The 24825-nt window shown below is 65.2% G+C and carries 24 protein-coding genes, 1 tRNA gene and 1 pseudogene; 7 read left to right on the top strand and 19 right to left on the bottom strand.

Annotation, left to right across the window (positions count from 1 at the left end; genetic code table 11):
- Window positions 1–2: 2 nt before the first annotated feature.
- The 4 genes from HMPREF1023_RS10150 to HMPREF1023_RS10135 form a co-directional block, all read right to left on the bottom strand.
- On the bottom strand, window positions 3–488 hold the full coding sequence (locus HMPREF1023_RS10150) for a hypothetical protein (RefSeq protein ID WP_009306192.1): 486 nt from the start codon (window positions 486–488) through the stop codon (window positions 3–5).
- A 327-nt stretch (window positions 489–815) separates the two neighbouring features.
- Window positions 816–1721 carry a peptidoglycan-binding protein gene (locus HMPREF1023_RS10145; protein ID WP_009306191.1) on the bottom strand — a complete coding sequence of 302 codons (906 nt, stop codon included), beginning with the start codon at window positions 1719–1721 and terminating at the stop codon, window positions 816–818.
- A 120-nt stretch (window positions 1722–1841) separates the two neighbouring features.
- Complete coding sequence (locus HMPREF1023_RS10140) at window positions 1842–2429, bottom strand: hypothetical protein (RefSeq protein WP_009306190.1); 588 nt, start codon at window positions 2427–2429, stop codon at window positions 1842–1844.
- Window positions 2430–2550: 121 nt separating this feature from the next.
- On the bottom strand, window positions 2551–4128 hold the full coding sequence (locus HMPREF1023_RS10135) for an FAD-dependent oxidoreductase (RefSeq protein ID WP_009306189.1): 1578 nt from the start codon (window positions 4126–4128) through the stop codon (window positions 2551–2553).
- 224 nt (window positions 4129–4352) lie between these two features.
- On the opposite strand from HMPREF1023_RS10135, the gene HMPREF1023_RS10130 reads away from it, so the two are divergent.
- Window positions 4353–5777, top strand: coding sequence for a helix-turn-helix transcriptional regulator (locus HMPREF1023_RS10130; RefSeq protein WP_009306188.1), 1425 nt, complete (start codon window positions 4353–4355; stop codon window positions 5775–5777).
- Window positions 5778–5833: 56 nt separating this feature from the next.
- On the opposite strand, the gene HMPREF1023_RS10125 is transcribed toward HMPREF1023_RS10130, so the two are convergent.
- A complete protein-coding gene (locus HMPREF1023_RS10125; protein ID WP_009306187.1) occupies window positions 5834–6883 on the bottom strand; it encodes a polyprenyl synthetase family protein in 1050 nt (349 codons plus the stop codon).
- A gap of 205 nt (window positions 6884–7088) precedes the next feature.
- On the opposite strand from HMPREF1023_RS10125, the gene HMPREF1023_RS10120 reads away from it, so the two are divergent.
- Entirely contained in the window at window positions 7089–7397 is a 309-nt protein-coding gene (locus tag HMPREF1023_RS10120; protein WP_015760044.1) for a carboxymuconolactone decarboxylase family protein, read from the top strand.
- A gap of 51 nt (window positions 7398–7448) precedes the next feature.
- Here HMPREF1023_RS10120 and HMPREF1023_RS10115 read toward each other — a convergent pair.
- From HMPREF1023_RS10115 to HMPREF1023_RS16190, 10 genes and pseudogenes are all read right to left on the bottom strand, one after another.
- Window positions 7449–7533: transfer RNA gene (locus HMPREF1023_RS10115), tRNA-Leu, on the bottom strand.
- A 65-nt stretch (window positions 7534–7598) separates the two neighbouring features.
- Window positions 7599–8582, bottom strand: a complete 984-nt coding sequence (locus tag HMPREF1023_RS10110) for a Ppx/GppA phosphatase family protein (RefSeq protein WP_009306185.1) — start codon at window positions 8580–8582, stop codon at window positions 7599–7601.
- Between the two features lie 19 nt (window positions 8583–8601).
- The gene (locus HMPREF1023_RS10105; RefSeq protein ID WP_015760043.1) at window positions 8602–9621 is read right to left on the bottom strand and encodes a septum formation initiator family protein; all 1020 of its coding nucleotides are present in this window, start codon (window positions 9619–9621) and stop codon (window positions 8602–8604) included.
- A gap of 184 nt (window positions 9622–9805) precedes the next feature.
- Window positions 9806–10186, bottom strand: a complete 381-nt coding sequence (locus tag HMPREF1023_RS10100; protein WP_009306183.1) for a metal-dependent transcriptional regulator — start codon at window positions 10184–10186, stop codon at window positions 9806–9808.
- A 451-nt stretch (window positions 10187–10637) separates the two neighbouring features.
- Window positions 10638–10868, bottom strand: a complete 231-nt coding sequence (locus tag HMPREF1023_RS10095) for a FeoB-associated Cys-rich membrane protein (RefSeq protein WP_009306182.1) — start codon at window positions 10866–10868, stop codon at window positions 10638–10640.
- A 69-nt stretch (window positions 10869–10937) separates the two neighbouring features.
- Complete coding sequence (locus tag HMPREF1023_RS10090; RefSeq protein ID WP_009306181.1) at window positions 10938–13475, bottom strand: FeoB small GTPase domain-containing protein; 2538 nt, start codon at window positions 13473–13475, stop codon at window positions 10938–10940.
- Window positions 13476–13623: 148 nt separating this feature from the next.
- Complete coding sequence (locus HMPREF1023_RS10085; RefSeq protein WP_009306180.1) at window positions 13624–13860, bottom strand: FeoA family protein; 237 nt, start codon at window positions 13858–13860, stop codon at window positions 13624–13626.
- A 124-nt stretch (window positions 13861–13984) separates the two neighbouring features.
- A complete protein-coding gene (locus HMPREF1023_RS10080; protein WP_226844574.1) occupies window positions 13985–14290 on the bottom strand; it encodes a FeoA family protein in 306 nt (101 codons plus the stop codon).
- 137 nt (window positions 14291–14427) lie between these two features.
- Entirely contained in the window at window positions 14428–15327 is a 900-nt protein-coding gene (locus HMPREF1023_RS16105) for an HAD-IC family P-type ATPase (protein ID WP_369707141.1), read from the bottom strand.
- Between the two features lie 79 nt (window positions 15328–15406).
- Window positions 15407–16048: pseudogene (locus HMPREF1023_RS16190) on the bottom strand (HAD-IC family P-type ATPase); the annotation flags it as partial.
- 690 nt (window positions 16049–16738) lie between these two features.
- On the opposite strand from HMPREF1023_RS16190, the gene thrC reads away from it, so the two are divergent.
- Together thrC and HMPREF1023_RS10065 are read left to right on the top strand one after the other, a co-directional pair.
- On the top strand, window positions 16739–18292 hold the full coding sequence (gene thrC / locus HMPREF1023_RS10070; protein WP_226844571.1) for a threonine synthase: 1554 nt from the start codon (window positions 16739–16741) through the stop codon (window positions 18290–18292).
- Window positions 18293–18333: 41 nt separating this feature from the next.
- On the top strand, window positions 18334–18678 hold the full coding sequence (locus HMPREF1023_RS10065; protein WP_009306177.1) for a winged helix-turn-helix domain-containing protein: 345 nt from the start codon (window positions 18334–18336) through the stop codon (window positions 18676–18678).
- Window positions 18679–18711: 33 nt separating this feature from the next.
- On the opposite strand, the gene HMPREF1023_RS10060 is transcribed toward HMPREF1023_RS10065, so the two are convergent.
- The gene (locus HMPREF1023_RS10060) at window positions 18712–19353 is read right to left on the bottom strand and encodes a response regulator transcription factor (protein ID WP_009306176.1); all 642 of its coding nucleotides are present in this window, start codon (window positions 19351–19353) and stop codon (window positions 18712–18714) included.
- Window positions 19350–20450 (bottom strand): sensor histidine kinase, encoded by a 1101-nt coding sequence (locus tag HMPREF1023_RS10055; RefSeq protein ID WP_009608067.1) that lies wholly within the window; start codon window positions 20448–20450, stop codon window positions 19350–19352. The genes HMPREF1023_RS10060 and HMPREF1023_RS10055 overlap by 4 nt, the downstream gene beginning before the upstream one ends.
- Window positions 20451–20645: 195 nt before the next feature.
- On the opposite strand from HMPREF1023_RS10055, the gene HMPREF1023_RS10050 reads away from it, so the two are divergent.
- Genes HMPREF1023_RS10050 through HMPREF1023_RS10040 form a run of 3 tightly spaced genes read left to right on the top strand, consistent with a single transcriptional unit; the run spans window position 20646 to window position 24036 of the window.
- Window positions 20646–21581 carry an ABC transporter ATP-binding protein gene (locus HMPREF1023_RS10050; protein WP_009306174.1) on the top strand — a complete coding sequence of 312 codons (936 nt, stop codon included), beginning with the start codon at window positions 20646–20648 and terminating at the stop codon, window positions 21579–21581.
- 12 nt (window positions 21582–21593) lie between these two features.
- Complete coding sequence (locus HMPREF1023_RS10045; protein WP_009306173.1) at window positions 21594–22814, top strand: ABC transporter permease; 1221 nt, start codon at window positions 21594–21596, stop codon at window positions 22812–22814.
- Complete coding sequence (locus HMPREF1023_RS10040; protein WP_009306172.1) at window positions 22801–24036, top strand: ABC transporter permease; 1236 nt, start codon at window positions 22801–22803, stop codon at window positions 24034–24036. The genes HMPREF1023_RS10045 and HMPREF1023_RS10040 overlap by 14 nt, the downstream gene beginning before the upstream one ends.
- Window positions 24037–24142: 106 nt before the next feature.
- Here the strand turns inward: HMPREF1023_RS10040 and HMPREF1023_RS10035 are convergent, their stop codons facing one another.
- Window positions 24143–24607: a helix-turn-helix domain-containing protein gene (locus HMPREF1023_RS10035; protein WP_009306171.1), complete on the bottom strand. Its 465-nt coding sequence runs from the start codon at window positions 24605–24607 to the stop codon at window positions 24143–24145.
- A gap of 30 nt (window positions 24608–24637) precedes the next feature.
- On the bottom strand, window positions 24638–24823 hold the full coding sequence (locus HMPREF1023_RS15270) for a type II toxin-antitoxin system HicA family toxin (RefSeq protein WP_009306170.1): 186 nt from the start codon (window positions 24821–24823) through the stop codon (window positions 24638–24640).
- Window positions 24824–24825: the final 2 nt, after the last annotated feature.

Below are 24825 nucleotides of genomic sequence, written 5' to 3'. Positions count from 1 at the left end.
GATTACCAAGATCCGTGGTAGCCGTAGTTGTAGGAGCCCATATCCACCGAGTTCATCAGCCCGTACATCGCGGCCGAGATGGTTCCGAACACGATCATGCCGAAGATGAACTGCAGCACGATCCAGATGACGAAACCGATGATGGCGAACTTGAGGGCATCGCTTTTCACCTGCGGCATCTTGTCGACGTTCACAAGCCAAGCGATGATGATACCCGGAATGCCCAGCAAGGCGCCCACCACAAGCCAAGCGAACTTCATGCCGCCGGTGAGCTGCATGAGCGGAGCAGGCGGGTAGAAAGCCTGCGGCTGAGGCTGCGGAGCGCCGTACATCGGTTGCTGCGGCTGGGGCTGCGCGGGAGGAACCTGCTGGCCCATAGAAGGTTGCTGCTGAGGCAACGGCTCGGTCGGGGGCGTCGCGGGAGGCTGCGGAGCCGCGTCGGGCTGCTGCGGGGTGCCAGAGTCGGTGTTCTTCGTATCGTCAGCCATGATAACCTGCTTTCGAATCGGTTGGTGTTTGACAGCAGTATAAAGCCCTCACCTGCGGAAATCATTAACTTTTGCATATCCGTCATCGAACCGACACGAGAATACATCAGCTGGTGTAGGAAGGTTTCGATCAAAGAGCGCGAGCGTTCGAGCTTCCGATCGAGGAGATGCCGCAAGCCTCCTCGCCACGCGCAACGCGGCCTTCGACTCGCTTCGCTCGCTCAGGATGACGGGAGCGGACCGCACTCTCTCAGGATGGCATCCCGAAGACCTCGCTTGCTCGGAATGGCGGAGGGGGGTGCAGCGTCTACGATCAGGGTGCCGAGCTTACGACAGCGCAGTGCACAAGGCGTCGAGCAGCGTAATAGCGAAATGCTGCGCGGAACGACCCTCGCCCGCGTCTTCCCACATAATGCCGGGAAGCTCGACGGCGATGCGCGACGGACTGGCGGCGTCGGCCACGCCGATAGCCGTCTCGAGACGCAGAGAAAGCGTCTCCTCGTCATCGAAGCTGACGCGCGGCACGGTGGTCACCGTCAGCTCGCCCGGCAGGACGATATGCACAAGCAACATGGACTCGTCGGGGGCGACGAGCAGAGAATCGGCGCTCATGATCTTGGAAGCGGGGTTCGTGGCCAGCGCGAGATTCGACATGCGCGATGCGACGCTGCGCGTAAAATCCTGCGTGCCGAACAGGCACAGCGCATTGCGCTCGAGCACGTCGGCGGCGCGGGCGAACCCGAGGTGGCTGGAACCGTGCACCGCTTCCTTGCCCTCCCACGAATGGTGGAGGTTGCGGATGGCGGCGTACGTGTAGGCGCCGGCGATGCCGTCGGACGGCAGGCCCAGGTTGAGCTGGAACTTGCGCAGCGCAAGCTCGGTGAACGCGCCGAAGATGCCGTCGGTGGCGCCGCAGGCGAAGCCGAGCGCGCCCAGCGCGTGCTGCAGCTCCAGCACGTCGTGGCCGTGGAAGTGCGGCATGCGCAGGTACAGGGTGCGGTCGCCCAGCGTGAACGAGGCGTCGACGAGCGCCGCCCACACCTTCTCGGTCACCTCGTCGGTGAGAGGCAGGCCCGCGCCGCCGCAGAACGCCTGCACGGCCTCGGCCGTGGTATCGCCGAACGCCCCGTCGACGTCGGCGGGATCGAGCAGCCCGATGGTGACGAGGCGCTGCTGCACGTCTTCGACCGCGGGACCGGTGTCATGTCGCTTAATGGTTTCCATGAGCGTCATGGTAGCGCACCGCGGTGCGCGCGCGAGGGTTTCGACCGAGGTTCCACAAGAGGAACAGAGGGGGTATGCGCAGCTTGTTGCACGCATGCCCCCTTCTCGGACGTCCGCGCAGCGGTCGCGTCAATCGTGGCACGTGTAGCACTCGAACACGTCGGCGTGATGGCAGCTTGCGCATTCCGCATCGGCTTTGTCGGCAAGCTTCTCGGCATCGTGCATGCCGTGGCAATCCGCGCATCGGATAGTATCGTGCTGCTCGCTCGGAGTCACATCGTGCGGGTTCACCGCCGTGCCTTTCGAATCGACCACCGCGACGTCGACGGTGGCTGCAACGAGTTCTTCGCGAGCACCGTAGTGGCACGACAGGCATGCGTCGTCGGGCACCTCCGTCTTCTTCAGCTTCTTGGGCATGGTATCGGACGCGGTCTTGCCCTCGTGAGCCGTCGCCAGACCGGAAGCGTCAGCATGGCACGAAATGCACGCTTGCCCTTCGTGCGTGCTGGCCACGCAAGCCGCGTCGTCGTACGACGCCTGCTCGGTCGCATGGCAGGTGCCACACTCCGAGTCCGCCGACCACGCAACCGTGATCGGGGTCTCCTTCGCATCGTCGGCCGATGCGGCTCCGTTTTCGTTCGACTGGGGCGCGCAGGCGGTCAACGCCAACGCGATGACTGCGCACGAAATCGTCGCCGCACCCGTAAACTTCTTCATCGCATTGCCTCCTTGGCAGATGAGCGAGCGATACCTTCCGGATCGCCCGCAGGTTCTTGGCCGCCCTTCCGCACGAGGGAGGGAGTCGGAAGGACGGCCGCGTCACGGAACAGATGAAGCCCTAAGCTTCAGCGTCCCAAGGAGTCAGCGCAGCGGCATTGCGCCCGGCGATGCGGCCGAACACCATGCATTCGCTCACGTTGCCGGCACCCTGGTAGTACCAAGCCCATACGGAGCCGAGCTCGCCAGCGGAGAACAGCCGCTCGACAGGCGTGCCGTCCGTATGCACGATGCGCGCACTCGCATCGCGCTTCGGCCCGCCGTTGGTGTTCACCATGATGGGCTGGAGCTGCACCGCATACAGCGTGCCGGAAAGCGCGCGCTTCTTTTCCGCAGCTCGACCGAACTCGTCATCGGGACCGGAAAGCGCGTCCACACTCTCCTGCAGGATCGTCGCTTCGACGTCCATCTGAGAAGCAAGTTCCTCGACAGTGTCGGCTTTGACCATCAAGCCCGAGGAAAGCAACTCTTCGGTGCTGTCGGGAGCGCTGGTGCCGCCGACGATGTGCACCCAACCGCTGCCGCTCGTTCCCATAAACGGCAGCGTGCTCTCGTCGACAACCTGCCAGAACGGCAGGCGCGGCCATTCCATCTTGGCGGAGTCGTTGTAGAACAGCGCATCGCGACCGTATCCGTGCTGATAGGAGCGAGTCTCGTCCATGAAGCGCTTGCCGTACTTGTCGGTCCACACGTACCCGGCATCGCCTGCCACTTCGCAGTCGAAGCCGCATTCGCTGAAATCGTCATCGAGCCAAGTAGCCTGCACGCCGACGCGCGTTGCCGGCGTCGCGGAGTTCATGTGCCAGAAGTCGATATCGTACTTGCGACACGCCGTCAGAGCATCGCCCGTGTTGTACGGCGTGCCCCACGCGAGCGACGGGTAACGGCAGTTATTCGCCTTCATTTCCTCGTTGTACTCGAACCCGCCGCAAGCGAGCACGACGCCCTTCTTCGCCTTGATGAGGAGGGGCGATTCGCCTTGCTGCGCCTCGATGCCGATCGCTTCGCCAGCCTCGTTGAACACGAGATCGGTGAAGGCCGTCTCGAACAGAGACGTAACGCCCGACTCGCTTCCTACCACCTCGAACATAGGCGCCCAGACCCGAGCGTTACCCAACCCTTCGGCCGGAATGAGCGTGTTGGAATCGCCCACCGCCGAAGCGGTTTTCGCAGCGGGGTACTCGCAGGCGTTGTGCGTCTTCGTCTCGATCTCGAACTCGTCCAACAGCCAATCGGCGTTCTCTTTCGCGCCGCCGATATAGGCCTCGATCACGGCATCGTCGAGTCCGACGAGGTGGTAATCGCCGGTGATCTCCTTGAAGTAGGCAACGCCTTCGGCGGTCTTTTCCGGCGACCAGATGGCCTGGGCGCATGCGCGGCTATTGCCGCCTGCGTACTTTTCGGGAGCTTTTTCGACAAGAACGACCTGGCTGCCCGCCTTCGCAGCCTCATGAGCGGCTGCCAAACCGGCGAAGCCCGTTCCGACCACCACCACGTCGGTTTCTTGATCCCACGCACGCTCGTCGCTTGCCGGAGCGCCCGCGCCCCCCTCGGACGAGCATCCCGCAAGCATGCTGCCCGCGCCGACCGCGCCGAGGGCGAGCGCGCCGGTGAGAAAGCCACGCCGCGTTAAACCCATGCTCTCGTTATCCCTTGTTCCCATTTGTTCCTCCTCTTGTTTTCCGCTACCATAGGCCGCGAAATCGCTTCGACGCGCATCTCGCAAAGGGCCTTTGACGGCGAGGAGCGTACAGGGGAACGAAGCGCGAAAACATCGAACAAGGTATATGATTTACGCGCCGCAGCAAGGGGATCTGTCCATCATATAAAGTATTTGACACGCAGCTCACCGGGGAGAATGCAATGCAGCAAGCCACAGGGGGAGAAAAGAGTCGAGTTGTCGCCAAACCGGCCCGCTCCGACATTCAAAGAGGCGGCATCGCGCTCGATGCGTTCGCCTCGGCGCTTTTCTGGGGATACGTCGCCATCATGTTCGGGTCGTCGGAAATCAAGATTGCGGAGTCCATCGGGCTGGCACCGGAGAACGTTGCTCTGATATGCGGCAACGTCGTCGCCTTGGTCGCGGTCGGGTTGTTGGGGCCTCGCGCGCACGGGTCGCACCTGTTCGTCCTCGGGCTCGCGGGCTCCGGAACCGCGTGTATTTTGCAGACAGTCAGCCTTCTCTCACCCGAGATGGTTCCCGTCGCCTGGTCGCGCTTGTTCGCGTGCGGCGCATCGGCCATCCTCGTCCTCGCATGGTGCGAGCATATCTCGTCCGAGACCTCCCAGGAGCGACCGCTGTTCCTAGCGCTCTGCAGCCTGCTCACCATCGTCATCGTCCTCGTATCCATACAGTTGGGCGCACGATCGGCCATTCTGTTCGGCGGGGTGTTGCCCGTCGTCTCGGCGGCACTAGGCGCTTATCGAACGCGCGCGTCGGCACGAACTGCGCCCAGCGTGACGATCCAGCCTCCGTTTCCCCTGTACCTCATCGTCATCCTGTTCGTATTCGGATTCATGATCAGCTTCTTCTCGCTTTTGAACCGGCGCACCGGAACCGTCGAGAACTTCATGATACCCGCCGGCATCGACCCCTTCCTCGCGGGATGGACCGTGCTCGTCCTCGTCATCGCAGGATGCGTTTGGATGCTGTTGCCGCAACGGCACGCCTCCCTCGTCACCACCGTGCTCATCCCGCTCGCCTCGCTCGGTCTGCTGCTCCCGCCGTTCCTTCGCTACGGTTTGCAGGAAACGCTGCCGGCCGTCGTGGCGTTCATCGTCATCTGCGAGGCCATCATCTGCAGCGTCGGCCCGAGCAATGCCAAGAAGTACTTTCACATCGGATCGTTCACCTTCGTGTTCTGGACACGTTCGTTCGGCCTCATCGGCATGATCGTCGGCTACGCTGCGGCCATTCTCCTGTTCGACATCATGAAGATCGCCATCGACTTCGACATCCTTTTGATCATGTTCGCCGCTTACGCCATCCTGTGCCTGACCGTCGCGGTGATGCTCGGCCGCATCGGGCTGAAAGCCCCCGCGGAGCGCGAGCGCGAGAGTACCCCTGCCGCCGCGGCGCACGCGCTTGCCGAGCGCTACGGTCTGACGGCACGGGAAGCCGAAGTGCTCGAGCTGGTGGCGCAGGGCCGCAACATGACGTACGTGCAGAAGGCCCTGTGCATCTCGCCGGGAACATCGTCAACGCATATCAACCACATCCATCAGAAGCTGGACGTTCACAGCCGCGAAGAGCTGATCGACCTCGTGCAGGAGGAGTTGGCGCGCTAAAAAAGACCCGGACGAATCCGGGCCCTGATGAGGTGCATCTCGAAACGTAGATCAGATCACTTCAAGCGGCTGACGAACCAGTCGGCCATGGAGACGAGGAGGTCGCGGGCCGTGGAGGGGCGCACCATGTCGGTCAGGCGGTTCTTCGCGATGCTCGTGAGGTTCTCGGCGTAGTTGCGCGCGTAGTCGATGCTGCCGGACGCCTCCATGATGGCGACGGCCTCGGCGAGCACGGCCTGGTCCTTCTCCTTCGACGACAGGATGTCGATGAGGCGGTCGCGATCGTCGGAGTGCTGCAGCGCGTGCACCACCATGAGCGTGCGCTTGCCCTCGGTGATGTCGTTGCGGAAGTCCTTCTTCGTGCTCTCCTCGGAGCCCACGAGGTTCAGCAGGTCGTCCTGGATCTGGAACGCGAGGCCGGTGTCCAGGCCGTAGTTGCGCAGCGCCTCGACTTCGACCTCGGTGCCGCCGCCGATGATGGCGCCGATGGCCAGGGGCACCGCGCCGGAGTAATGCGCGGTCTTGTGCGTGGCCATGACCAGGTAGTCTTCAGGCGTGATGTCGTAGCGGCCGTCACGCGCCCATCCGATGTCGAGCGCCTGGCCTTCGATGGTGCGGCGGGTCATGTCGATGAGCTCGGTGATGACGCGCACCTTCGTGGCATCGTCGAGGTTCTCATCCGACACCACCGTGCCGTTGACGAGGGACAGCGCGAGGTCGCCCGCGTTGATGGCCAGCCCCATGCCCTCGGTGAGGTGCATGCACGGCTCGCCGCGGCGAAGCTCGGCCTCGTCGGCGATGTCGTCGTGGATGAGGGCCGCGGTATGAAAGTGCTCGATGGCGGCCGCGGCGCTGGTCGCGCGCGCCATGTCACCGCCCACGGCGCGACAGGCCGCGAAGCAGATGAGCGGGCGATGGCGCTTGCCGCCGTTCTGGCTGTACGCCATGAGCGGCTGGTACAGGTAGCGGTCCATGTCCGCGTGCGTGCCCTTCGGGATGAAGGAGTTCACCAGGTCGCCCACGCGGTCGGCGTACGACGTCAGGTACTGCTCGAACGACTCGGGAGGTTCTTCTACGGCTGCGATGATTTCGTTGATTGTCTCCATAGCACTTTCTCTGTAGGCCTGGGCGAATGATCCGCTCGACATGGTATCACAAAGAAAAGCGGGCGCTTTCCGTGCGCTGCGCCAGCGGCTTATTTTTCCGGGTTTCTCCGCATATCAGGTTGAGAGTATGCAACGCTTTGCGTCAAGCGACGCTTCGCTTGCTACACTGGGAGCATCGAAAATCCCGCGCGAGAAGGAGGCGTCCATGAACGTCAGCCCCGCATTCCAGGCATTCGCCCAAGAGGCTCCGCAGCACCAGCAGGCATGGTCGGAGGCGGTGCAGGCGCTCGGCGCGGCCAGCGCGCTCGACGACAAGACCGCCGCTCTCGCCTACCTCGCCGTCATGGCGGCGGCCCGTCTCGACAGCGGCCTGCCGTTCCACGTGAAGATGGCGAAGATGCACGGTGCCACGCGCGACGAGGTGATCAGCGCGGTGCTCATCGGGCTGCCGGCCGTCGGCAACGTCGTGACCGCGTCGCTGCCCGCCGTGCTGGAAGCGTACGACGAGGAGTAGGAAGCGGGAGGCGTCGCCTCCGTGGCGCTCGCCGCACCATGAAGCGCAAGGTGGTAGGGGCGGCGGGACTCGAACCCGCAAGGCCGAAGCCGGAAGATTTTAAGTCTCCTGCGTATGCCAATTCCGCCACGCCCCCGCGTGCGACGGCCCGCTGAAAACGAGCAGGCCCTATGGTAGCAAACTTTATCGGACGGCGGGACCTCAGCGCGCCGCTTCGTCCAAAATGATGCCGTGGAGAATGTCCGATTCGCTGACCGTGAACGAATCGACGCCGGCCAGGTCGAGCACCGTCTGCAGGATCACCATGCCGGCCACGATGACGGGCGCGCGGCCCGGATCGAGCCCGACGATGCGCTCGCGCTGCGCGAGCGGGACGCGTTCCAGCTGGTCGGCCACCCCGTCGAGCATGGGGCGCGTGATGACGGCCTTATGCACGCGGGAGGTGTCGTACACCTCCATGCGCTCGTGGATCGACACCACCGTGGTGGCCGTGCCGGCCACCGCCACCAGCCGCTCGGGTGCGAAGCCCGCCCCGCGCAGCTCGTCGAAGTAGGGGCGCATCCCCTCCTCCACCCACGCGCGGGCCCGTTCGAGCTCGCCGGCGCCGGGAGGATCGGCCGCGAAGAACTTCTCCGTCACGCGACGGCATCCGATGTTGAAGGAGTGCGAGCGATCGGGCCGGCTGCCCGCGCGCCCGGCGATGACCTCGGTCGAGCCGCCGCCGATGTCCACCACGAGCAGGCGCTCCCCCCGGAAGTCGCACGACGCGCCCGCGAAGGAGAGGGCCGCCTCGCGCTCGCCGGGGATGACGGACAGCGTGACGCCCAAGCCCGCCATCAGCGCCTCGAACTCGTCGGCGTTGCGCGCGTCGCGCGCGGCCGACGTGGCCATGGCCCTCGTCGTGATGGCGGGATGTTCCGGCGTGGCGAACCCGCGCAGCACGTCGAGGAAGCGCGCCACGGCATCGGCCACGCGCTGCATGGCCGCGGGCTTCAGCACGCCCGTCGCGTCCACGCCCTCGCCGAGGTTCGTGATGGTGTACTCGCGGTCGAGCTCATGGAGCCGCCCCGCCTCGTCCACGTCGGCCACGAGCATGCGGCACGTCACGGTGCCGATGTCGATGGCCGCGTATCGGCCCGCCTGGAAACCGCTTTCGGTACTCTCGGGCTCCGCGATGGCGCTCATGGCGACCCCTTCCCTCGGTCTACTCGACGCCGAACAGGGCGTCCAGGAACGGCGAGTACCACGTCTCCGGCGCCTCGACGCTGCCCGGCGTGATGTTGGCGCGGAACGTGGATGCCTCGTCCTCGTCAAGGTCGAGGCCGCGCACGTTCGCCGTCTCCTCGCCCTTCTTCACCCATCCGAACTGCTCGTGGGCGCGATCCTCGATGCCGGCGTCGGTCTGCAGCGACGAGACGTCGCTTTCGAGGGCGCCGTTGCGCTCCTCGAGCGCCGCATACTCGGCGGCCAGCTGGTCGCGCTCGCGCAGCGCATGGTAGTACTGCTGCGCCGGCGGGTACAGGAAGGCGCACGAGAGCACGAGGCAGACGGCGACGGCCGCGCTCGCGATGAACTTCGGCGACGACTTGAGCGATGCGAGCGATCCCAGCGAGAAGCCGCGCTTCGCCGAAGCCTGCGGGCTCTCCGCGTTCTGCATGCGCGCGGCCTGACGGTGCTTCGCGCCCATCTCGCCCTTGTACACCGCGGCGCGCGGGCCCGATTGCGAGGCATCGGACGGCTTCGAGCCGCCGAACTGCTTGGTGAACGCGCGCTCGGCCTTGCTCTTGGCGCGCGCCTTCTTGCGCTGCTCCTTGCGGGTCAGGCGGCGCTCTTCGACTTCCTCTTCGGGCTGTTCCTCGATGCGCTCGTCGAACGAGGAGAAGCGGCCCGTGCCGTACGAGCTCGATGCACGGCGCGAGCTCGACGACGCCGGACGCGGCGCCGCATGACGGCCTGCGGGACGATCGAACGTCGATATGCGGGCGAACGAACCGTCGCCGGCTCCCGCGGACGATCGCCGCGCAGCGCCCGACGGGCGCGCGTGCGCCGCCGTTCGCGCGCTCCCCCGCCCCTCGCCTGCCTGGCGGAAGGGCGACTCGAATGCGGGGATGGCATCGACGGAATGGATCACGGGACGCGATTCGGGCGCAGCAGAAGAGGGGCGGCGCGCACGGGTGTCGCGTTTCGCCTCGTCAAACGAGAGAATATAAGGCTGCGTTGCCAAGGAAAGGGGCTCCTCTGTGCATCGTGTTTCGTGTTTGGTTTGTTTAATGCAGAAGCTGGGGAAAGCATACCACACCGACGCCCGCCCTGCCACCGAGGGCGGGGCGGGCGGGCGCGTCGTTAAGAACTTGTTGAATGCTCGCGTGACCGAGGAAAACGGTCAGGGAAAGCGGGGCGAAACCCGCTTACAGGTCGAGCTTGTTAATATAAGAACTCCATTTTTTGAACGATTCGTCGCTGATGGCGTGCTCCATGAGGCAGGCTTCCTTCTCGGCCTGCTCCTCGGGGATGCCGAGCGCCTTCGTGAGGAACGTGAACAGCATGTGATGGCGGTCGAGGACCGACATGCCGTAGGCGTACCCTTCTTCGGTGAGCGTGATGTCGCCGTAATAGGGCTGGTCGGCAAGACCCTTTTCCTTGAGCGAGCTGATCGCTTTGTTGACCGAGGCCTTCGACACGTCGAGCTTCGTCGCGATGTCGACCGACCTGACCGACACCTCCGTCGTGCCTCCCAGCATCACGATGGCTTCAAGGTAGTCCTCGTGCGACATGGACATTTTTTCCACGGAACCCTCCTTTTGTTCGTCGTTCCATGGTACCACACGACAGGCGGAACCAGTTGAAACCGGATGGCGGTGCAAGGGGTGTTGGAGGAGCCGGCGAGGGAAGGGGGTCCCTCGCCGGCGTGCTGTGTGGTGGACGACCAGACGAGAGGAGAGTCCCCACCACCGTGTCAGCAAAAAGAGGAGGTGCCTGCGGGTTCGATTTCCTCGGCCCCGCTGACAATTGTTAGTCTACGATAACTTTTGCTGCGGGGCAATAGAAGTTTACCATGGTTTACAATTCCTCCACATATCGGAGGGAGGGGCGGCTACGGAGAGAGAGTGGGGGGGGGGGCGACCACGGCATCCCCGCTCCCCTGCCCCCGTGCCCTCTGCCCCCGTAAACGACGAAACGGATGTTTCACGTGAAACATCCGTTCGTTGATCGCGTTACGACGCTCTGCGTATGGGGCGGTTAGCGGTGCGACTCCGCAGCGGCTCGCTTCTGCATGTCGGCCACCATGGCGCTGGCAGCGCCGCAGCCCGAGCAGCCGCCGCATCCTCCGGCGCATCCGCCGTGCGCGTCGTCTCCCTTATGGCAATCGCACATGCCGTTGCGCACCAAGCGGCGAACCGCGAGGAACACGAGCGCCAGCACGATGAGCGCGACGACCACCGTAGACGGCGTGAACTCCAAACCAAACATAGCGCGTCCTTTCTCGGAACATCGGGGCACAGGCCCGAGGGGGTTCCCTCGGGCCCGAAGCCGCTTCGCCTACGCGACGCTGCCCTCGGCTTCAAGCTCGCCCGCGACCTTGTCCTTCTTCTTGTCGAAGGTGGGCATGGGGCGGAAAATCTGGAACAGCATGCCGGCCAGGACCACGATGGCCACGACCGTCCACACGTTGAAGCCGATCTCGCCGGTAAGCAAGCCGCCGAACTGGTAGAACATCAATCCCACGCACCACGCGAAGATGGTCATGTAGCCGATGGTGAACCAGGTCCACTTCGCGGTGCCCATCTCGCGCCAGATGGTGCCGATGGCGGCGAAGCACGGCGCGCACAGCAGGTTGAAGGCGCAGAAGGCGAGGATGGCCGGCACCGAGCCCGCAAAGAGGGCGGCGAACGCGGCCCACATGGTGGGATCGGCTTCGCCCACATCGCCCAGGCTGGTCAGGATGCCGACGGTGGCGACGACGTTCTCCTTCGCCACGAGGCCGGTGATGGACGTGACGGTTGCCTGCCAGTCTCCGAAGCCAAGCGGCGCGAAGATCCAGCCGATGCCGTTGCCCAGGCCCGCCATGAGGCTGTACTGGATGTAGTCGTCCATCTCGGTATCGAGCAAGCCGAAGCCCTCGCCCGCGTCACCGAAGTTCATGAGCAGCCAGATGACGATGGTGGACAGGAAGATGATCGTACCTGCCTTGACGATGTAGCCCTTGATGCGGTCCCACGTGGACATCAGGATGGATTTCACCGTGGGCATGTGGTAGGAAGGAAGCTCCATGACGAACGGCGAGGTGGGGCCGGCGAACATCTTGGTCTTCTTCAGCATGATGCCGGAGATGATGATGGCGATGACGCCCAGGAAGTAGAACAGCGGGGCGATCCACCAGGTAGCCTCGGTGTTGCCGCCGGCGATGGCACCGAACACGAGCGCGATGATGGGCATCTTCGCGCCGCAGGGGATCATCGTCGTCGTCATGATGGTCATGCGACGGTCTTTCTCGTTCTCGATGGTCTTCGTGGCCGTGACGGCGGGCACGCCGCAGCCGGACGCGACGAGCATCGGGATGAAGCTCTTGCCCGACAGGCCGAAGCGGCGGAAGACACGGTCCATGATGAACGCGACGCGCGCCAGGTAGCCGCACCCTTCGAGCAGCGCGAGCAGCAGGAACAGGATGATCATCTGGGGAATGAAGCCGATCACGGCGCCGACGCCCGCGACGATGCCGTCCATCACGAGGCTCTGCAGCCACGGCGCGACGTCGACCGCCTCGAGGGCGTTGCCGATGACCGCTCCCAAACCGGGAATCCACAGGCCCCACGAGCCGTCGGAAGCGTCGGGCTCTTCAGCTTCGAGGGCGGTTGCAAAGGCCGCGGCGTCCACCTCGGCGGATTCGCCGGTCTCCTCGTCCTCGACGATGCCGACGACGCCGGCCTTCTCGGCATCCTCCTGGAATGCGGCGAGGGCGCTTTCGTCGGCAGCGGTGGGCTCTTCGGCTTCGAGGGCCGCGGTCGCGCCCTCCACGTCGATGCCGTCTTCCTCAGCAGCGGCGAGGTAGGCTTCGATGTTGGCCTGCTCGCCTTCCCATTCGCCCACGGCCTCTTCGTAGGCCGCGCCGCCGGTGTACAGGAAGCCGTCGCCGGAGATGCCGTCGTTGGCCCAGTCGGTGACCACGCCCGTGCCCACGGAGATGGCCAGGTAGTACACGAGCGCCATGACCACCACGAAGATGGGCAGGCCCAGCCAACGGTTCGTCACCACGCGGTCGATCTTCTGCGTGGTGGTCATGCCCTTGTGCGAGCGCTTCATCGTCTTGTCGATGACGTGCGTGATGGCGTTGTAGCGCTCGGACGTGATGATGCTCTCGGCATCGTCGTCGAGCTTGTTCTCCACCTCTTCGCGAATCGCCTCGACCGCCTTGAGGTCGGCGGCGCTGAGCTTCATGTTGGCGACGGTGCGCTCCTCGCCCTCGAACAGCTTGATGGCGAACCAGCGCGCGGTTGCCGGAGACACGCGGTTGCCCAGAATGCCCTCGATCTTCGTGATGGCTTCTTCCACCTGCGCGTCGAAGGGCATCTTCGGCTCGGCGGGCTTGCCGGCCTTCGCCGCCTTGACGGCGGTTTCCATGAGCTCGGCCATGCCGTGCCCCTTGAGCGCCGTCGTCTCGACGATGGGGCAGCCCAGCTGCTTCGACAGGCCGGCCACGTCGATCTTGTCGCCGCTCTTCTTCACGAGGTCCATCATGTTGAGCGCCACCACGACGGGCACGCCCAGATCGAGGATCTGCGTGGTCAGGTACAGGTTGCGCTCGAGGTTCGTCGCGTCCACGAGGTTCACGACGACGTCGGGGCCGCCGTCCAACAGGTAGTCGCGCGTCACGATCTCCTCGGGAGAGTACGGCGACAGCGAGTACACGCCCGGCAAGTCCGTGATGATCACGTCTTTGTCGCGGGTGTACTTCCCTTCCTTTTTCTCAACGGTCACGCCCGGCCAGTTGCCAACGTATTGGCTGGCGCCGGTCAGATCGTTGAACATCGTCGTCTTGCCGCAGTTCGGGTTGCCGGCAAGCGCTATGCGAATTCCCATGATCAGCCTTTCCATCTGCTTCGAAGCCGGTCGGGGGTCTGCAATCCCCCGTTGGCTCGTTTTTAAGTTAGCTGCTACTAACTCAGTCCCAAAAAAGAAGCGCCGCGGCGCCTCTATCCTCGTCACCTGGCGCTCACGCCTGGCAACGTCAGCCGATGAGGATGCTCTCCGCCTCGCTCTTGCGCAGCGACAGCTCGTATCCGCGCACCGTGACCTCGATCGGATCGCCCAGCGGCGCGACTTTGCGAACGAACACGCTCGTCCCCTTGGTGATGCCCATGTCCATGATGTGACGCTTGAGCGCGCCCTCGCCCGTCAGGCGACGGACGGTGGCGGTGTCGCCGATGGCCACGTCGCGCAGCGTTCGATCTTGAACTTCTGCCATATGCCCCGTTTCCTTTCCTTGAGGTTCCTTGCGGTGATGCCAACTCGATGCGCGCACGCCAAACGGCACGGCAGATGCTTCACGTGAAACATCCGTTCGTGCTCGTGCGTGGCTTGCGGAGGTGCTACGCGGCGGCGTTCGTGATGATATGCGCCGCGACCTGGCGGTTGAGCGCGACCTGGATGCCCTTGACCTCGACGATGAGGTCGCCGGCAGCCTCGGACACCACCGTCACCTGCGCGCCCTCGACGAAGCCGAGGTTCTCCAGATGATGATGCAGATCGCCGCGACCGCGCACCTTCGCGATGGTGCCCGTCTCGCCGCCCTTCAGGAACGAAAGCGGCATCTGCTGGCAGGCGATGCCCTGCGCAGACCCTGCGTCCGTACGACCGACCGTTCCCTGCATGCTCGCAACCGTTGCGTTGTCCATGGTGACTCCCATCGAGTTAGCTTCATGTAACAAAAGTATCTTATAGCAAACTCTCGGGGAATGGAAGCCTTAGCTAACATTTTCCGCATATTGTTGGACTGGGACGAGGACGCTGCAGGGCGCGGGGCGCGGTCGCCTCATTTGTTTTTGAGGGTCATCGCGTTGACGGCGACGATGACGGTGGACAGGCTCATGAGGACCGCGCCCACGGCGGGGCTGAGCAGGATGCCCACCGGCGCGAGGACGCCGGCCGCCAGCGGGATGGCCACGATGTTGTAGCCGGCGCCCCACCAGAGGTTCTGCTTGATCTTGCGCGTGGTGTTCGTGCCGAGGTCGAGCAGGCGCACGATGTCCTCGGGGTCGCTTTTCACGAGCACGACGTCGGCGGAGTCGATGGCGACGTCGGTGCCCGCGCCGATGGCCACGCCCACGTCGGCGCGGGCCAGCGCCGGCGCGTCGTTGATGCCGTCGCCCACCATCATCACCACGTCGCCCGCATCGCGGCGCTGCTGCACGAGCTGCACCTTGTCCTGGGGCAGCAAGCCGGCGCGGAACTCGTCGATGCCGAGCGTGTGCGCCACGGCGCGGGCCGCCGCCTCGTTGTCGCCGGTGAGCATCACGGGCGCGATGCCGCGCGCCTTGAGCTGTCGCACCGCCTCGCGGGCGGTGGGCTTGATCTGGTCGCCCTGCGCCACCACGCCGCGCACCTCGCCGTCGATCACGAGGTAGCTGACGGTGAGGCCACGGCCTGCCAGCTGGTCGAAGGCGGAACGATCGTAGGGGATGCGCTGCTCGTCCAGATAGCGCGCGTTCGCGATGAGGGCGTGCGAGCCATTTTCAAGCACGCCCTTCACGCCGACGCCCGCCACGGCCTGCACGTCGCGCACGGCCGCAGGCTGCACGCCGCGCTGCTGCGCGGCGGCCACGATGCTGGCGGCCAGCGGGTGCGACGACGACTGCTCGAGGCCCGCTATGAGCGCGAGCGCGCGATCGTCGGCGGGGGCGCCGGGGACGTTGGGGGCGGTCGGAGGCGTCACCGGCGGGGGCGCTCCGCTTCCCCACCGCGCGCACCTCGGCCACGCGGAAGTCGCCCTCGGTGAGCGTGCCCGTCTTGTCCATCATCACCACGTTCACCCGCGGCGCCACCTCGAGGGCGCGTCGGCGGCGCACGAGCAGGCCGTTGCGCGCGCCGAGCGAGGTCGAGCGCGCCGCCACGAGCGGAATGGCCAGGCCCAGCGCGTGCGGGCACGCGATGACGAACACGGTGACCATGCGCGTGAGCGCGTCCGACACGCTGCCGGTGACGGCGAGCCACGCGACGAACGCGACGAGACCAACGCTCACGGCGGCGTAGAACAGCCAGCGCGCCACCTTGTCGGACAGCACCTCGGCGCGCGATTTCTCCTGCTGCGCCTGCGAGACGAGCTGCATGACCTGGGCGAGGTAGCCCGACTGGCCGGTTCCGGTGACGCGCACGTACAGCGTGCCGTCGCCGTTCTGCGAGCCGCCGAACACCGTGTCGCCCTCATGCGCCTCCACGGCGCGCGCCTCGCCCGTGACGAGCGCCTCGTTGACGGACGACGAGCCGTCCGTCACCTCGCCGTCGGCGGGCACCTTCTCCCCCGCCTCCACCATGACGGTTTGGCCCACCTGCACCTCGTCGAGCGGCACGTCGGCGAAGGAGCCGTCCGCCTGCTTCACGTGCGCCTGCGCCGGCAGCAGTTCGGCCATCTCCTTGAGCGCGTCCCCTGCGCCCATGACGGCTCGCATCTCGATCCAATGGCCCAGCAGCATGATGACGATGAGCGTGGCCAATTCCCAGAAGAAGTCCATGTGCATGCCGCCGTCGTGCGCGACGCTGCCCATGGCGAACGCGTACATGCTGTAGACGTAGGCCGTGGTGATGCCGAGCGCCACGAGCGTCATCATGGCGGGCTTGCGGTTGCGCACCTCGTCCGCCGCGCCGCGCAGAAACGGCCAGCCGCCGTAGACGAACAGCACCGTGGCCAGCGCGGCCACGAGCCAGTCCGAGCCGGGAAACGACAGCGTGATGGGCAGCGCGAGCCCCATCGGCGACGACAGCAGCAGGATGGGAACCGCCAGCACGAGGCTCACGAAGAACCGCCGCTTGAGGTTCACTCCGTGCATCATCATGCCGCCGGAGGAGGATCGTCGTCCTCTGTTCGCGGGCTCGCCCATCGTCTGCACCTCGCTTCCGTAACGCATACGACGCTCAGCGTACCGGGCTTCGCCGCGGCAGCGGGGCGCAGGTTGATTCGTTACGGAACGGAAGGCGCCTGGAAACCCAGGTCGAGCAAGCAGGGCGGGAACGCGGCCGCTTGCAAATTGCGTGAAGATCCTCCGCCGATTCTGCCGCCGGGACAATTCCCAGCATAGTATACTGAGACGCGATACCAGTTCGGCGGAACACGGATGAAAGTGCAGGACATGGCTCAAAACCTCTACTCCGACACGCGCGGGCAAAGCGAGCGCCCCGTCACCTTTACGGAAGCCGTCATCGACGGCCTGGCCGCGGGCGGCGGCTTGTACGTGCCCGAACGCATCCCCGAGCTTTCCCTCGACGAGATCGGAGCGCTGGCCGAGCTGCCGTACGCCCAGCGCGCGGCGCGCATCTATCGGGCGTTCGACGTGGATCTGCCCGCCGAAACCGTCGAAGCGCTTATGGCCCAGGCTTACGGCGACAACTTCGACGACGAGCGCATCTGCCCCATCACGTCGCTTTCGGCCGACACCCACGTGCTGGAGCTATGGCACGGCCCCACGAGCGCGTTCAAGGACATGGCGCTGCAGTGCCTGCCGCGTTTCTTCTCCGCAAGCGCCGCCCAGCTGCGCGAGCAGGGCAAGCTCGACCACGACTTCCTCATCCTGGTAGCCACCTCGGGAGACACGGGCAAAGCCGCGCTCGAGGGCTTCCGCGACGTGGACGGCGTGTCCATCGGCGTCATGTACCCCGACGGCGGCGTGAGCGACATCCAGTTCAAGCAGATGGCCACGCAGCGCGGGCGCAACGTGCAGGTATGGGGCGTGCGCGGAAACTTCGACGACTGCCAGACGGGCGCGAAAAACGTGTTCGGCGACGAGGCCTTTGCGAAGAAGCTGCAGGACGAGCACCGCATCGCTCTTTCCAGCGCGAACTCCATCAACTGGGGGCGCCTCATGCCCCAGATCGTGTACTACGTGTCGGCCTACGCGCAGCTGGCGGCCGACGGCAAACTGAACCTGGGCGACGAGCTGGACGTATGCGTGCCCACGGGCAACTTCGGCAACATCCTGGCCGCCTACTACGCCAAGCGCATGGGCGTGCCGCTGGGCATGCTGTACTGCGCCAGCAACGAGAACCGCGTGCTCACCGACTTCATCAACACGGGCACCTACGACATATCCGAGCGCCCCTTCGTGCTGACGCCCTCGCCGTCCATGGACATCCTCGTTTCGTCGAACCTGGAGCGTCAGCTGTTCGAGCTCACGGGACGCGACGCCGCCGCCATAGCCGGCTGGATGGCCGACCTGCGCGGGCAGCGCCGCTTCCGCGTGGACGAAGAGACCTTCGCCCGCGTGCGGGAGCTGTTCGCGTCGGACTCCATCGACAACGCCACGTGCCTGGACACCATCAAGCGCGTGTTCGAGCAGCACGGCTACCTGTTGGACCCGCACACGGCCGTGGCCTACCAGACCGCCGAGAACCTTCGGGGCGAGAACCCCGTGCTCATCGCGAGCACGGCGCACTGGGCCAAGTTCGGCGACAACGTGTACCGCGCGCTGCACGGCATCGAGCCTGGCGCGCCGCTGCCCGACGACGTGGCCGCGCTGTCGGGCTGCAAGCTGAACGAGCTGATCGCGCGCGAGACGGGCGTCGACGACATCCCCCACGGCCTGGCTGAGCTGGACGCGCTTCCCATCCGCTTCGACGAGGTCATCGACGGCGGCACGAACGACATCGAGGCGGCGGCACTGCGTTTCCTCGAGCACCTGGACGACTGACGCGCATGCATGCGCAAGCAACAAGCAAAGGACGGAATCCCATGAGCGACCTTGCGAACCTGAAGCCGACGATCAGGCTTTCCATCATGAACCCGGATGCCGAAAGCGGCTCTCTGTTCGGCCGCGGCATCGCCAGCCTGTGCCTGGGCGTGCGCGAAACCGGCTCGCTCAACGCCGCTGCCAAGGGCATGGGCATGGCCTACAGCAAGGCCTGGCGCATCATCAAGGACACCGAGGCGGCGCTCGACTTGCAGCTGCTGAACCGCGACGGCGCTCACGGCAGCGACCTGACCGAAGCCGGCAACAAGCTTTTGGATACGTACCTCGCCATCGAAGAGAAGCTGCAGAAAGAAGCCGAGGAGCTGTTCGAAGCGGCGTTCAAGTAGCCCCCGTCCCTTTGTCTCATTCCCCTGTCTCATTCAGCGGTCGCGGTAGTAGCGGACGACCAGCTGGGTGCGATTCTTCAGATCGAGCTTCTGGAGGATGGCGCTGATGTGGTTGCGCACCGTGCCCTCGCTGAGGTACAGCCTGGCGGCGATCTCCTTGTTATCGAGACCCTCGGCCACCAGCTCCACGATGGCAGATTCGCGCTCGGTGAGGCCGCTGCGCATCTCGCCGCCCGGCGCGTTCTCCGCGCATGCGGGTCCTCGACTCATAAGGACGTCCATGCGATCAAGCACCTCGCCGCCAAGCACGCTCTGACCGGCCATGACCGTGCGCAAGGCCGGCGCGATGGTGGCCACTTCCTGCTTGATGAGGTAGCCCTTCGCCCCCAGGCGCAGGGCGCGCACGATGTACTCATCGTCGGAGAACGTGGTGAGGAACACGATGCGCGCGTGCTTGTGCGCGCCCAGGATGCGCTCGGCCGCGCCGAGGCCATCGGAGCCCGGCATCTGGATGTCCATGAGCAACACGTCGGGCCGTTCGCGCTCGAACAGCTCGACCGCCTCGTCGCCGTCGGCGCCGAGCGCGCACACCTCCACGTCGTCCTGCGCTTCGAGGATGGTCTGCAGCGACATCCGAACGAACGGGTCGTCATCGACGATAAGCGTCCTGATCATGATTTCTCCTTCGACGGTTCTTTCGGCACGGTGGCGAACACGCGGAAGCCTTTGCGGTAGCCGGTGCGCAGGCGCCCGCCCAGCGAGCTCACACGCTCCTCCATCGTCTGCAAACCGATGCCGGCCTGCGCGGTCGGGACATCCACCGCCGTAGAACGTGCACCGTCGCGCGAACCGTTATCCTGCACGATGAGCTGGTAGAGAGCCGGGTATTCGATGACCGACACGTCGACGCGCGTGGCGTCGCTGTGCTTCGCCACGTTCGACAGCGCCTCGCGGACGACGGCCACCACGCCGTAGGCGACGGGAAGCGGCACATCCTGGACGTCGTACACGAGGCGCACGTCGTCCAAGCCGCAGGCGCCGATGACGCCTTCCAGACGCGCGCGTAGATCGAACGCATCGTCGTGCAGGTCGTGCACGCTTTTGCGCACCGTGTCCATGGCCTCGTGCAACGTCGCGCCCACCGATGCCAGCCCGCCGCGAACGCACTCGTCGTCGGCGTGCACCACTTGCAACGCCTCCACCTGCAGCACCGATCTTGTGAGCAGATGACCCACGTTGTCGTGTATCTCGCGGGCGATGCGGCTGCGCTCGGACAGGGTGGCCAAGCGCACCTCGTAGTCCTGCGCGGCCATGAGCTCGCGGTTCTTGTTCGCAAGCGACAGCGACGCCTCCTGCTGCTCGTCGCGCAGGGCGCGGTAGCGCTCGCGCTCCTCGCCCGCGCGTTTCGTGCGCCACGCCATGAGGCAGGCAGCCGCGCACAGCACGGCCGCGGGGACGAGCAGAACGTCCTGGGTGCGCAGCGCGGCCGCCAGCGGCATGATCCAGGACAGCCGCACGAGCCAGAACCGCTCGCCGAACAGCACGTACGCGACGACCGGCAGCAACGCGGAGAACTCCGGGACGAACAGCGCCGCCAGCTCGTACGCGCCCGCCGCCGCGAAGCGAAGCCGCGCATGCGGGTACACGTCGAAGCAGCACGCCACCACGATGGCGCACAGGAGCGCCGCGACATGCGCGCCGGAGAACGCCGCGAACGGCAAAAGCAGCAAGCACAGCGCAACGAGGATGATTTCGTCGATAACCCGATCCATGGCCATCAGTATAGCGGGCGGCAAGGCGCAGCGCGGCACGAGGACGCGACAAAATGACGAACCGGACGAGGTCCATGACAAATGTCATGGCTCCGGTTGAGACCGATGACGCCGCACACTTACGTGGAAACCGCTACAGGGGCATGATGGTGCCGACAACGAAATCGCGGAACGGAACCGCCACGAGGAGGAACCATGAACATCGTAGCCGTCGACAACTTGGTCAAGCGCTACAACGAGGTGCTGGCGCTCGATCATTTCAGCCTGCACATCGAATCGGGCGAAGTGTTCGGCCTTTTAGGACCGAACGGGTCGGGCAAGACCACCGCCATCAACTGCATCCTGCAGCTGCTGACCTACGACAAGGGCACTATCGAGTTGTTCGGCCAGACCATGCGCCCGTCCAGCTACGATTTGAAGCGCAGGATCGGCATCGTGCCGCAGAACGTGGCCGTGTTCGAGGAGCTGACCGTGCGCGAGAACATCGACTACTTCTGCGCGCTGTATGTGAACGACCGCGCGAAGCGCCGCGACCTTGTTGACGAGGCCATCGCGTTCGTCGGCCTGGAGGACTACGAGAAGTTCCGCCCGCGGAAACTCTCGGGCGGCCTGCTGCGTCGCCTGAACATCGCATGCGGCATCGCGCACAAGCCCGAGCTCATCTTCTTCGACGAGCCTACCGTGGCCGTGGACCCGCAAAGCCGCAACGCCATCCTCGAAGGCATCCAGAATATGAACCGCCAAGGCTCCACCGTGGTGTACACGAGCCACTACATGGAGGAAGTCGAGGAGATCTGCACGCGCATCATGATCATGGACCACGGCCAGGCGCTGGCCACGGGCACGAACGCCGAGCTCAAGGCCATGATCGGCACGGGCGAGAAGATCCAGATCGACGTGCCCGAGCTGGACGAAGCCACGTTGGCGCGCCTGGACGCGTTGCCCCATGTCACCCGCACGCTCTACCGCGAAGGCACGCTGGAACTGGCTTGCCAGAACGGCACGCACAACGTAAGCGACGTGCTGGCCGTGCTGCAGCGTGACGGCGCGCAGTTCGGGCGCATCTACGCCGAGCCGCCGACGCTGAACGACGTGTTCCTCGAGATCACCGGCACCGAGCTGCGCGATTAGGGGGCGGACATCATGTTCAACGTATTCAAAGGCGCACTGCTCGCGCTGGTGCGCGAGAAGAGCGTGTTCATCTGGTCGCTGGCGTTTCCCCTGATCCTGTCCACGATGTTCGTGTTCATGTTCGCGAACCTGGACGAGGCGGGGCAGTTCGAGCCCATCCCCACCGCGGTGGTGGCCGACGAGAACTACGACGCGGCGCCGGGGTTCTCGGAGATGATCGACACGCTGGCGGAGCCGGGAGCCGACCAGATGCTCGACGTGGCGCGCGTAGCCACCGAGCAGGAGGCGCGCGATCTCATGAGCGGAAACGATGCCGCAGGAGCGGGCTACTTCAACATCTCGGGCGATGGAGCGGCCGGGTATTTCACGGTTGACGCCGACGGCATGCCCACCGTGCACGTGAAGGCGGGGGTCACGCCCGACTCGCTGGACAGCGCCTACCAGTCCATCTTGAAGACCATCGGCGACGGATACGTGCGCAACGCGGCGCTCATCGAAGACGTCGCCGCCGAGAACCCCGCCGCGCTGGCCGACATGGCGGCGGTGGAAAAGCTGCTGGACGCCGGCGATCTCACCGAGAAGATCGACGTCACGCAGAACCCGCCCAAAGAATCCGTGCGCTACTTCTTCGCATTGCTGGGCATGGCGGCACTGTTCGGTGGGCAGATCGGGATGATCGCTATCTGCCGCACGCAGCCGAACCTGAGCGCGCTGGGGGCGCGGCGCGCCGTGGGAGCGCTCAGCCGCGCGAAGACGCTGACGGCGACGCTGGCCGCCAGCTGGGTGCTGACGTTCGCCTGCATCGCCATCGCGTATCTGTACATCCGGTTCGTCGCCGGCGTGGATTTCGGCGGACGAGATGCGATATGCATCGCCGTGATCGCCGCCGCGGCCTTGACGGCGACGGCGTTCGGCACGCTGCTGGGCTCGCTGCCGAAGATCGACGAAAGCGTGAAGGGCGGCATGCTGTCCGGCATCGTGTGCTTCGCCTCGCTGTTCGCCGGGCTGTACGGCTCGCCCACGATGAAGCTGGCCGATACCGTGAACGCGGCGGTGCCCGCGGCGCAGCTGGTCAACCCGGCCGTGCAGATATCCCAAGCGTTCTACAGCATCATGTACTACGACACCTACCAGCGCACGATCGAGCACATCCTGATCCTGCTGGCCATGGCTGCGGTACTGTTCGCCGCGTCGGCTCTGTTCATAAGGAGGCAGCGCTATGCAAGTCTTTAAAACCGCGATCAAGACGGTGCTGCGGCACCCGATGTACCTCATCGTGTACGCCGGCTTCCTGAGCATGATGGGCGTGTTCATCGCAAGCGGCCTGACGTTCGGCGGCACGAACGACAGCGAGTTCTCGCCGTACGAGACGAAGTTCGCCGTGATCGATCGCGACGGAAGCGCGCTGTCGGACGGGTTGGCGGCCTACTTGCGGGAGCAGGGCATCGAAGTTCCCATCGAAGACAGCCAGATGGCGTTGCAAGACGCCGTGGCCAAGGGTCAGAGCTCGTACATCCTCATCGTTCCGGAAGGGTTCGGCGACGCGTTCGTGGAAGCCGCGCGCACCGGCGACGAGCTGCCGACGCTCGAGACGGTGTACAGCTTCTACTCCACCGAGGGCAGCCTGATGGACCAGATGGTGAATTCGTACCTGGGCATCGCGGGCGCGTACGCCGGCCTCGAAGGATCGGCTTCGCAGGGCGATATCGTGCAGCACGCAGCCGAGGCCATGGCCGAATCGGCGGAAACGGACAGCGTGGAAGTGGGCGGAACCTCGTCCGAGGCGCAGCGGTTCGTGTTCTTCCTCCAATGGGGCACCTACACCCTGTTCGCCTCCATCATCGTGTGCGTCGGCGTGATGATGACCACGCTCAACCGCACCGATCTGCGCCGACGCAACCTCGTGTCGCCGCTGCCGTCCCTGTCCTACGGGCTGCAGCTGGCGGCGAGCAGCCTGCTGGTCATGACGGCGGTGTGGCTGTGGACGATCTGTTTGGGATTCACCGTGTTCCATGAGGCTACGTCGATGATCAGCGGTCCGGGGCTCGCGCTGATGGTCGCGGCGTCGTTCGTGTTCGCCACGATCCCGCTTTCGGTGGGCTACCTGCTGGGTCAGCTGGGCGTGGGAGAATTCGCCAGCAACGCCTTGGGCAACATCCTGGGCATGGTGATCTCGTTTCTGGGCGGCGCCTGGATATCGTTCGACCTGCTGGATCCGTCCGTGCAAATGCTGGCGCACTTCTCGCCCGCCTACTGGTACACGGGCGCGCTGCAAGCAGCGGCCGACATGGGCGCGGCCACGCCGGAGGCGGTGATACCCATTCTGGAGAACATGGGCGTGATGCTGCTGTTCACGGCGGCGATATTCGCGGTGGCGCTGGTGGCGGGACGGCTGCGCGTGCAGAGCTCGGAAGCCGGGGGCAATGCCGCTGCGGCGCACGCCACGCACGGGTAGGCGCACGAGCGAGGGCGGGAACCGCGTCGGTCGATGGCGAGGGCCCCGCCCTCGCCATCGGTCCGGGAGAACGTTCCTGCCTGACTGCTGGAGTCTAGCCCTCGCGCTACGAAGCCGTTTCCGCGACGCTTTCGAGGCGGTCGCTCTTGCGCGGGCGGCCCGGCTTCGGCGGGTTGTTCAGACGCTCCTTCACGCTGGAAAGGTACACGTAGTTGTCGCGGCCCTGCTTCTTGGCGGCAAGCTGGCCCGAGCAGATCATCTGGCGCACGCGGGCATCGCTCACGCCGAGCAGGTGCGCCGCCATCTTCGTGGTCAGCACGCCCCGCTCGGTATCGACGTCGACCGATAGAGCGACCAGCAGGCCTTCGTGCTCGATCGGGTACGTCGGCTTCGGCAGAGGCTTGTCGAGCTGCAGGTAGTCGTCGATGAGGAGCCAGAGGACTTCCGCAGCCATCGCGACGGCATCTTCCATGTCGTCACCGCAGGTGTAGCCGTTCTCGAAATCGACGAACTGCACGCTATAGCCGTCCAACTCGTTCTCCGTGAAAATCGCAGGATACATGTAACGCATGGTTCGTCCTCTCTCGCGCTTTTTCACACCTCAGCGCCACCGAGCGGTTTTGCGGATGCTCTCCCATAATCCCTTCGGCAGCTCTTTCCGACGAAGCGGCAGCATGATCGTTCGGTCTCCCCGCTTCAGCTTCCGATGAGAGCCTTTGCCTCCTCCGACGTCCTGCCAGCCCTCTCTGAGCAGTCGACGATATATCTCGAACGGTTTCGGCGGCATGC

Origin of the sequence: Eggerthella sp. 1_3_56FAA, from assembly GCF_000185625.1 — a bacterium.
GTDB classification, from domain to species: Bacteria; Actinomycetota; Coriobacteriia; order Coriobacteriales; family Eggerthellaceae; genus Eggerthella; species Eggerthella lenta.
This window is presented reverse-complemented; position numbering and strand designations above follow the sequence as displayed.

Coding starts and splice junctions, on each gene's coding strand:
- HMPREF1023_RS10140 (WP_009306190.1), bottom strand. CDS start 2,429: ATGAAGAAGTTTACGGGTGCGGCGACGATTTCGTGCGCAGTCATCGCG.
- HMPREF1023_RS10110 (WP_009306185.1), bottom strand. CDS start 8,582: ATGAGCGCCATCGCGGAGCCCGAGAGTACCGAAAGCGGTTTCCAGGCG.
- HMPREF1023_RS10085 (WP_009306180.1), bottom strand. CDS start 13,860: ATGGCAGAAGTTCAAGATCGAACGCTGCGCGACGTGGCCATCGGCGAC.
- HMPREF1023_RS10135 (WP_009306189.1), bottom strand. CDS start 4,128: ATGGGTTTAACGCGGCGTGGCTTTCTCACCGGCGCGCTCGCCCTCGGC.
- HMPREF1023_RS10125 (WP_009306187.1), bottom strand. CDS start 6,883: ATGGAGACAATCAACGAAATCATCGCAGCCGTAGAAGAACCTCCCGAG.
- thrC (WP_226844571.1), top strand. CDS start 16,739: ATGGCTCAAAACCTCTACTCCGACACGCGCGGGCAAAGCGAGCGCCCC.
- HMPREF1023_RS10045 (WP_009306173.1), top strand. CDS start 21,594: ATGTTCAACGTATTCAAAGGCGCACTGCTCGCGCTGGTGCGCGAGAAG.
- HMPREF1023_RS15270 (WP_009306170.1), bottom strand. CDS start 24,823: ATGCCGCCGAAACCGTTCGAGATATATCGTCGACTGCTCAGAGAGGGC.
- HMPREF1023_RS10055 (WP_009608067.1), bottom strand. CDS start 20,450: ATGGATCGGGTTATCGACGAAATCATCCTCGTTGCGCTGTGCTTGCTG.
- HMPREF1023_RS10040 (WP_009306172.1), top strand. CDS start 22,801: ATGCAAGTCTTTAAAACCGCGATCAAGACGGTGCTGCGGCACCCGATG.
- HMPREF1023_RS10035 (WP_009306171.1), bottom strand. CDS start 24,607: ATGCGTTACATGTATCCTGCGATTTTCACGGAGAACGAGTTGGACGGC.
- HMPREF1023_RS10080 (WP_226844574.1), bottom strand. CDS start 14,290: ATGGACAACGCAACGGTTGCGAGCATGCAGGGAACGGTCGGTCGTACG.
- HMPREF1023_RS10145 (WP_009306191.1), bottom strand. CDS start 1,721: ATGACGCTCATGGAAACCATTAAGCGACATGACACCGGTCCCGCGGTC.
- HMPREF1023_RS10095 (WP_009306182.1), bottom strand. CDS start 10,868: ATGTTTGGTTTGGAGTTCACGCCGTCTACGGTGGTCGTCGCGCTCATC.
- HMPREF1023_RS10120 (WP_015760044.1), top strand. CDS start 7,089: ATGAACGTCAGCCCCGCATTCCAGGCATTCGCCCAAGAGGCTCCGCAG.
- HMPREF1023_RS10065 (WP_009306177.1), top strand. CDS start 18,334: ATGAGCGACCTTGCGAACCTGAAGCCGACGATCAGGCTTTCCATCATG.
- HMPREF1023_RS10130 (WP_009306188.1), top strand. CDS start 4,353: ATGCAGCAAGCCACAGGGGGAGAAAAGAGTCGAGTTGTCGCCAAACCG.
- HMPREF1023_RS10050 (WP_009306174.1), top strand. CDS start 20,646: ATGAACATCGTAGCCGTCGACAACTTGGTCAAGCGCTACAACGAGGTG.
- HMPREF1023_RS10090 (WP_009306181.1), bottom strand. CDS start 13,475: ATGGGAATTCGCATAGCGCTTGCCGGCAACCCGAACTGCGGCAAGACG.
- HMPREF1023_RS10060 (WP_009306176.1), bottom strand. CDS start 19,353: ATGATCAGGACGCTTATCGTCGATGACGACCCGTTCGTTCGGATGTCG.
- HMPREF1023_RS10150 (WP_009306192.1), bottom strand. CDS start 488: ATGGCTGACGATACGAAGAACACCGACTCTGGCACCCCGCAGCAGCCC.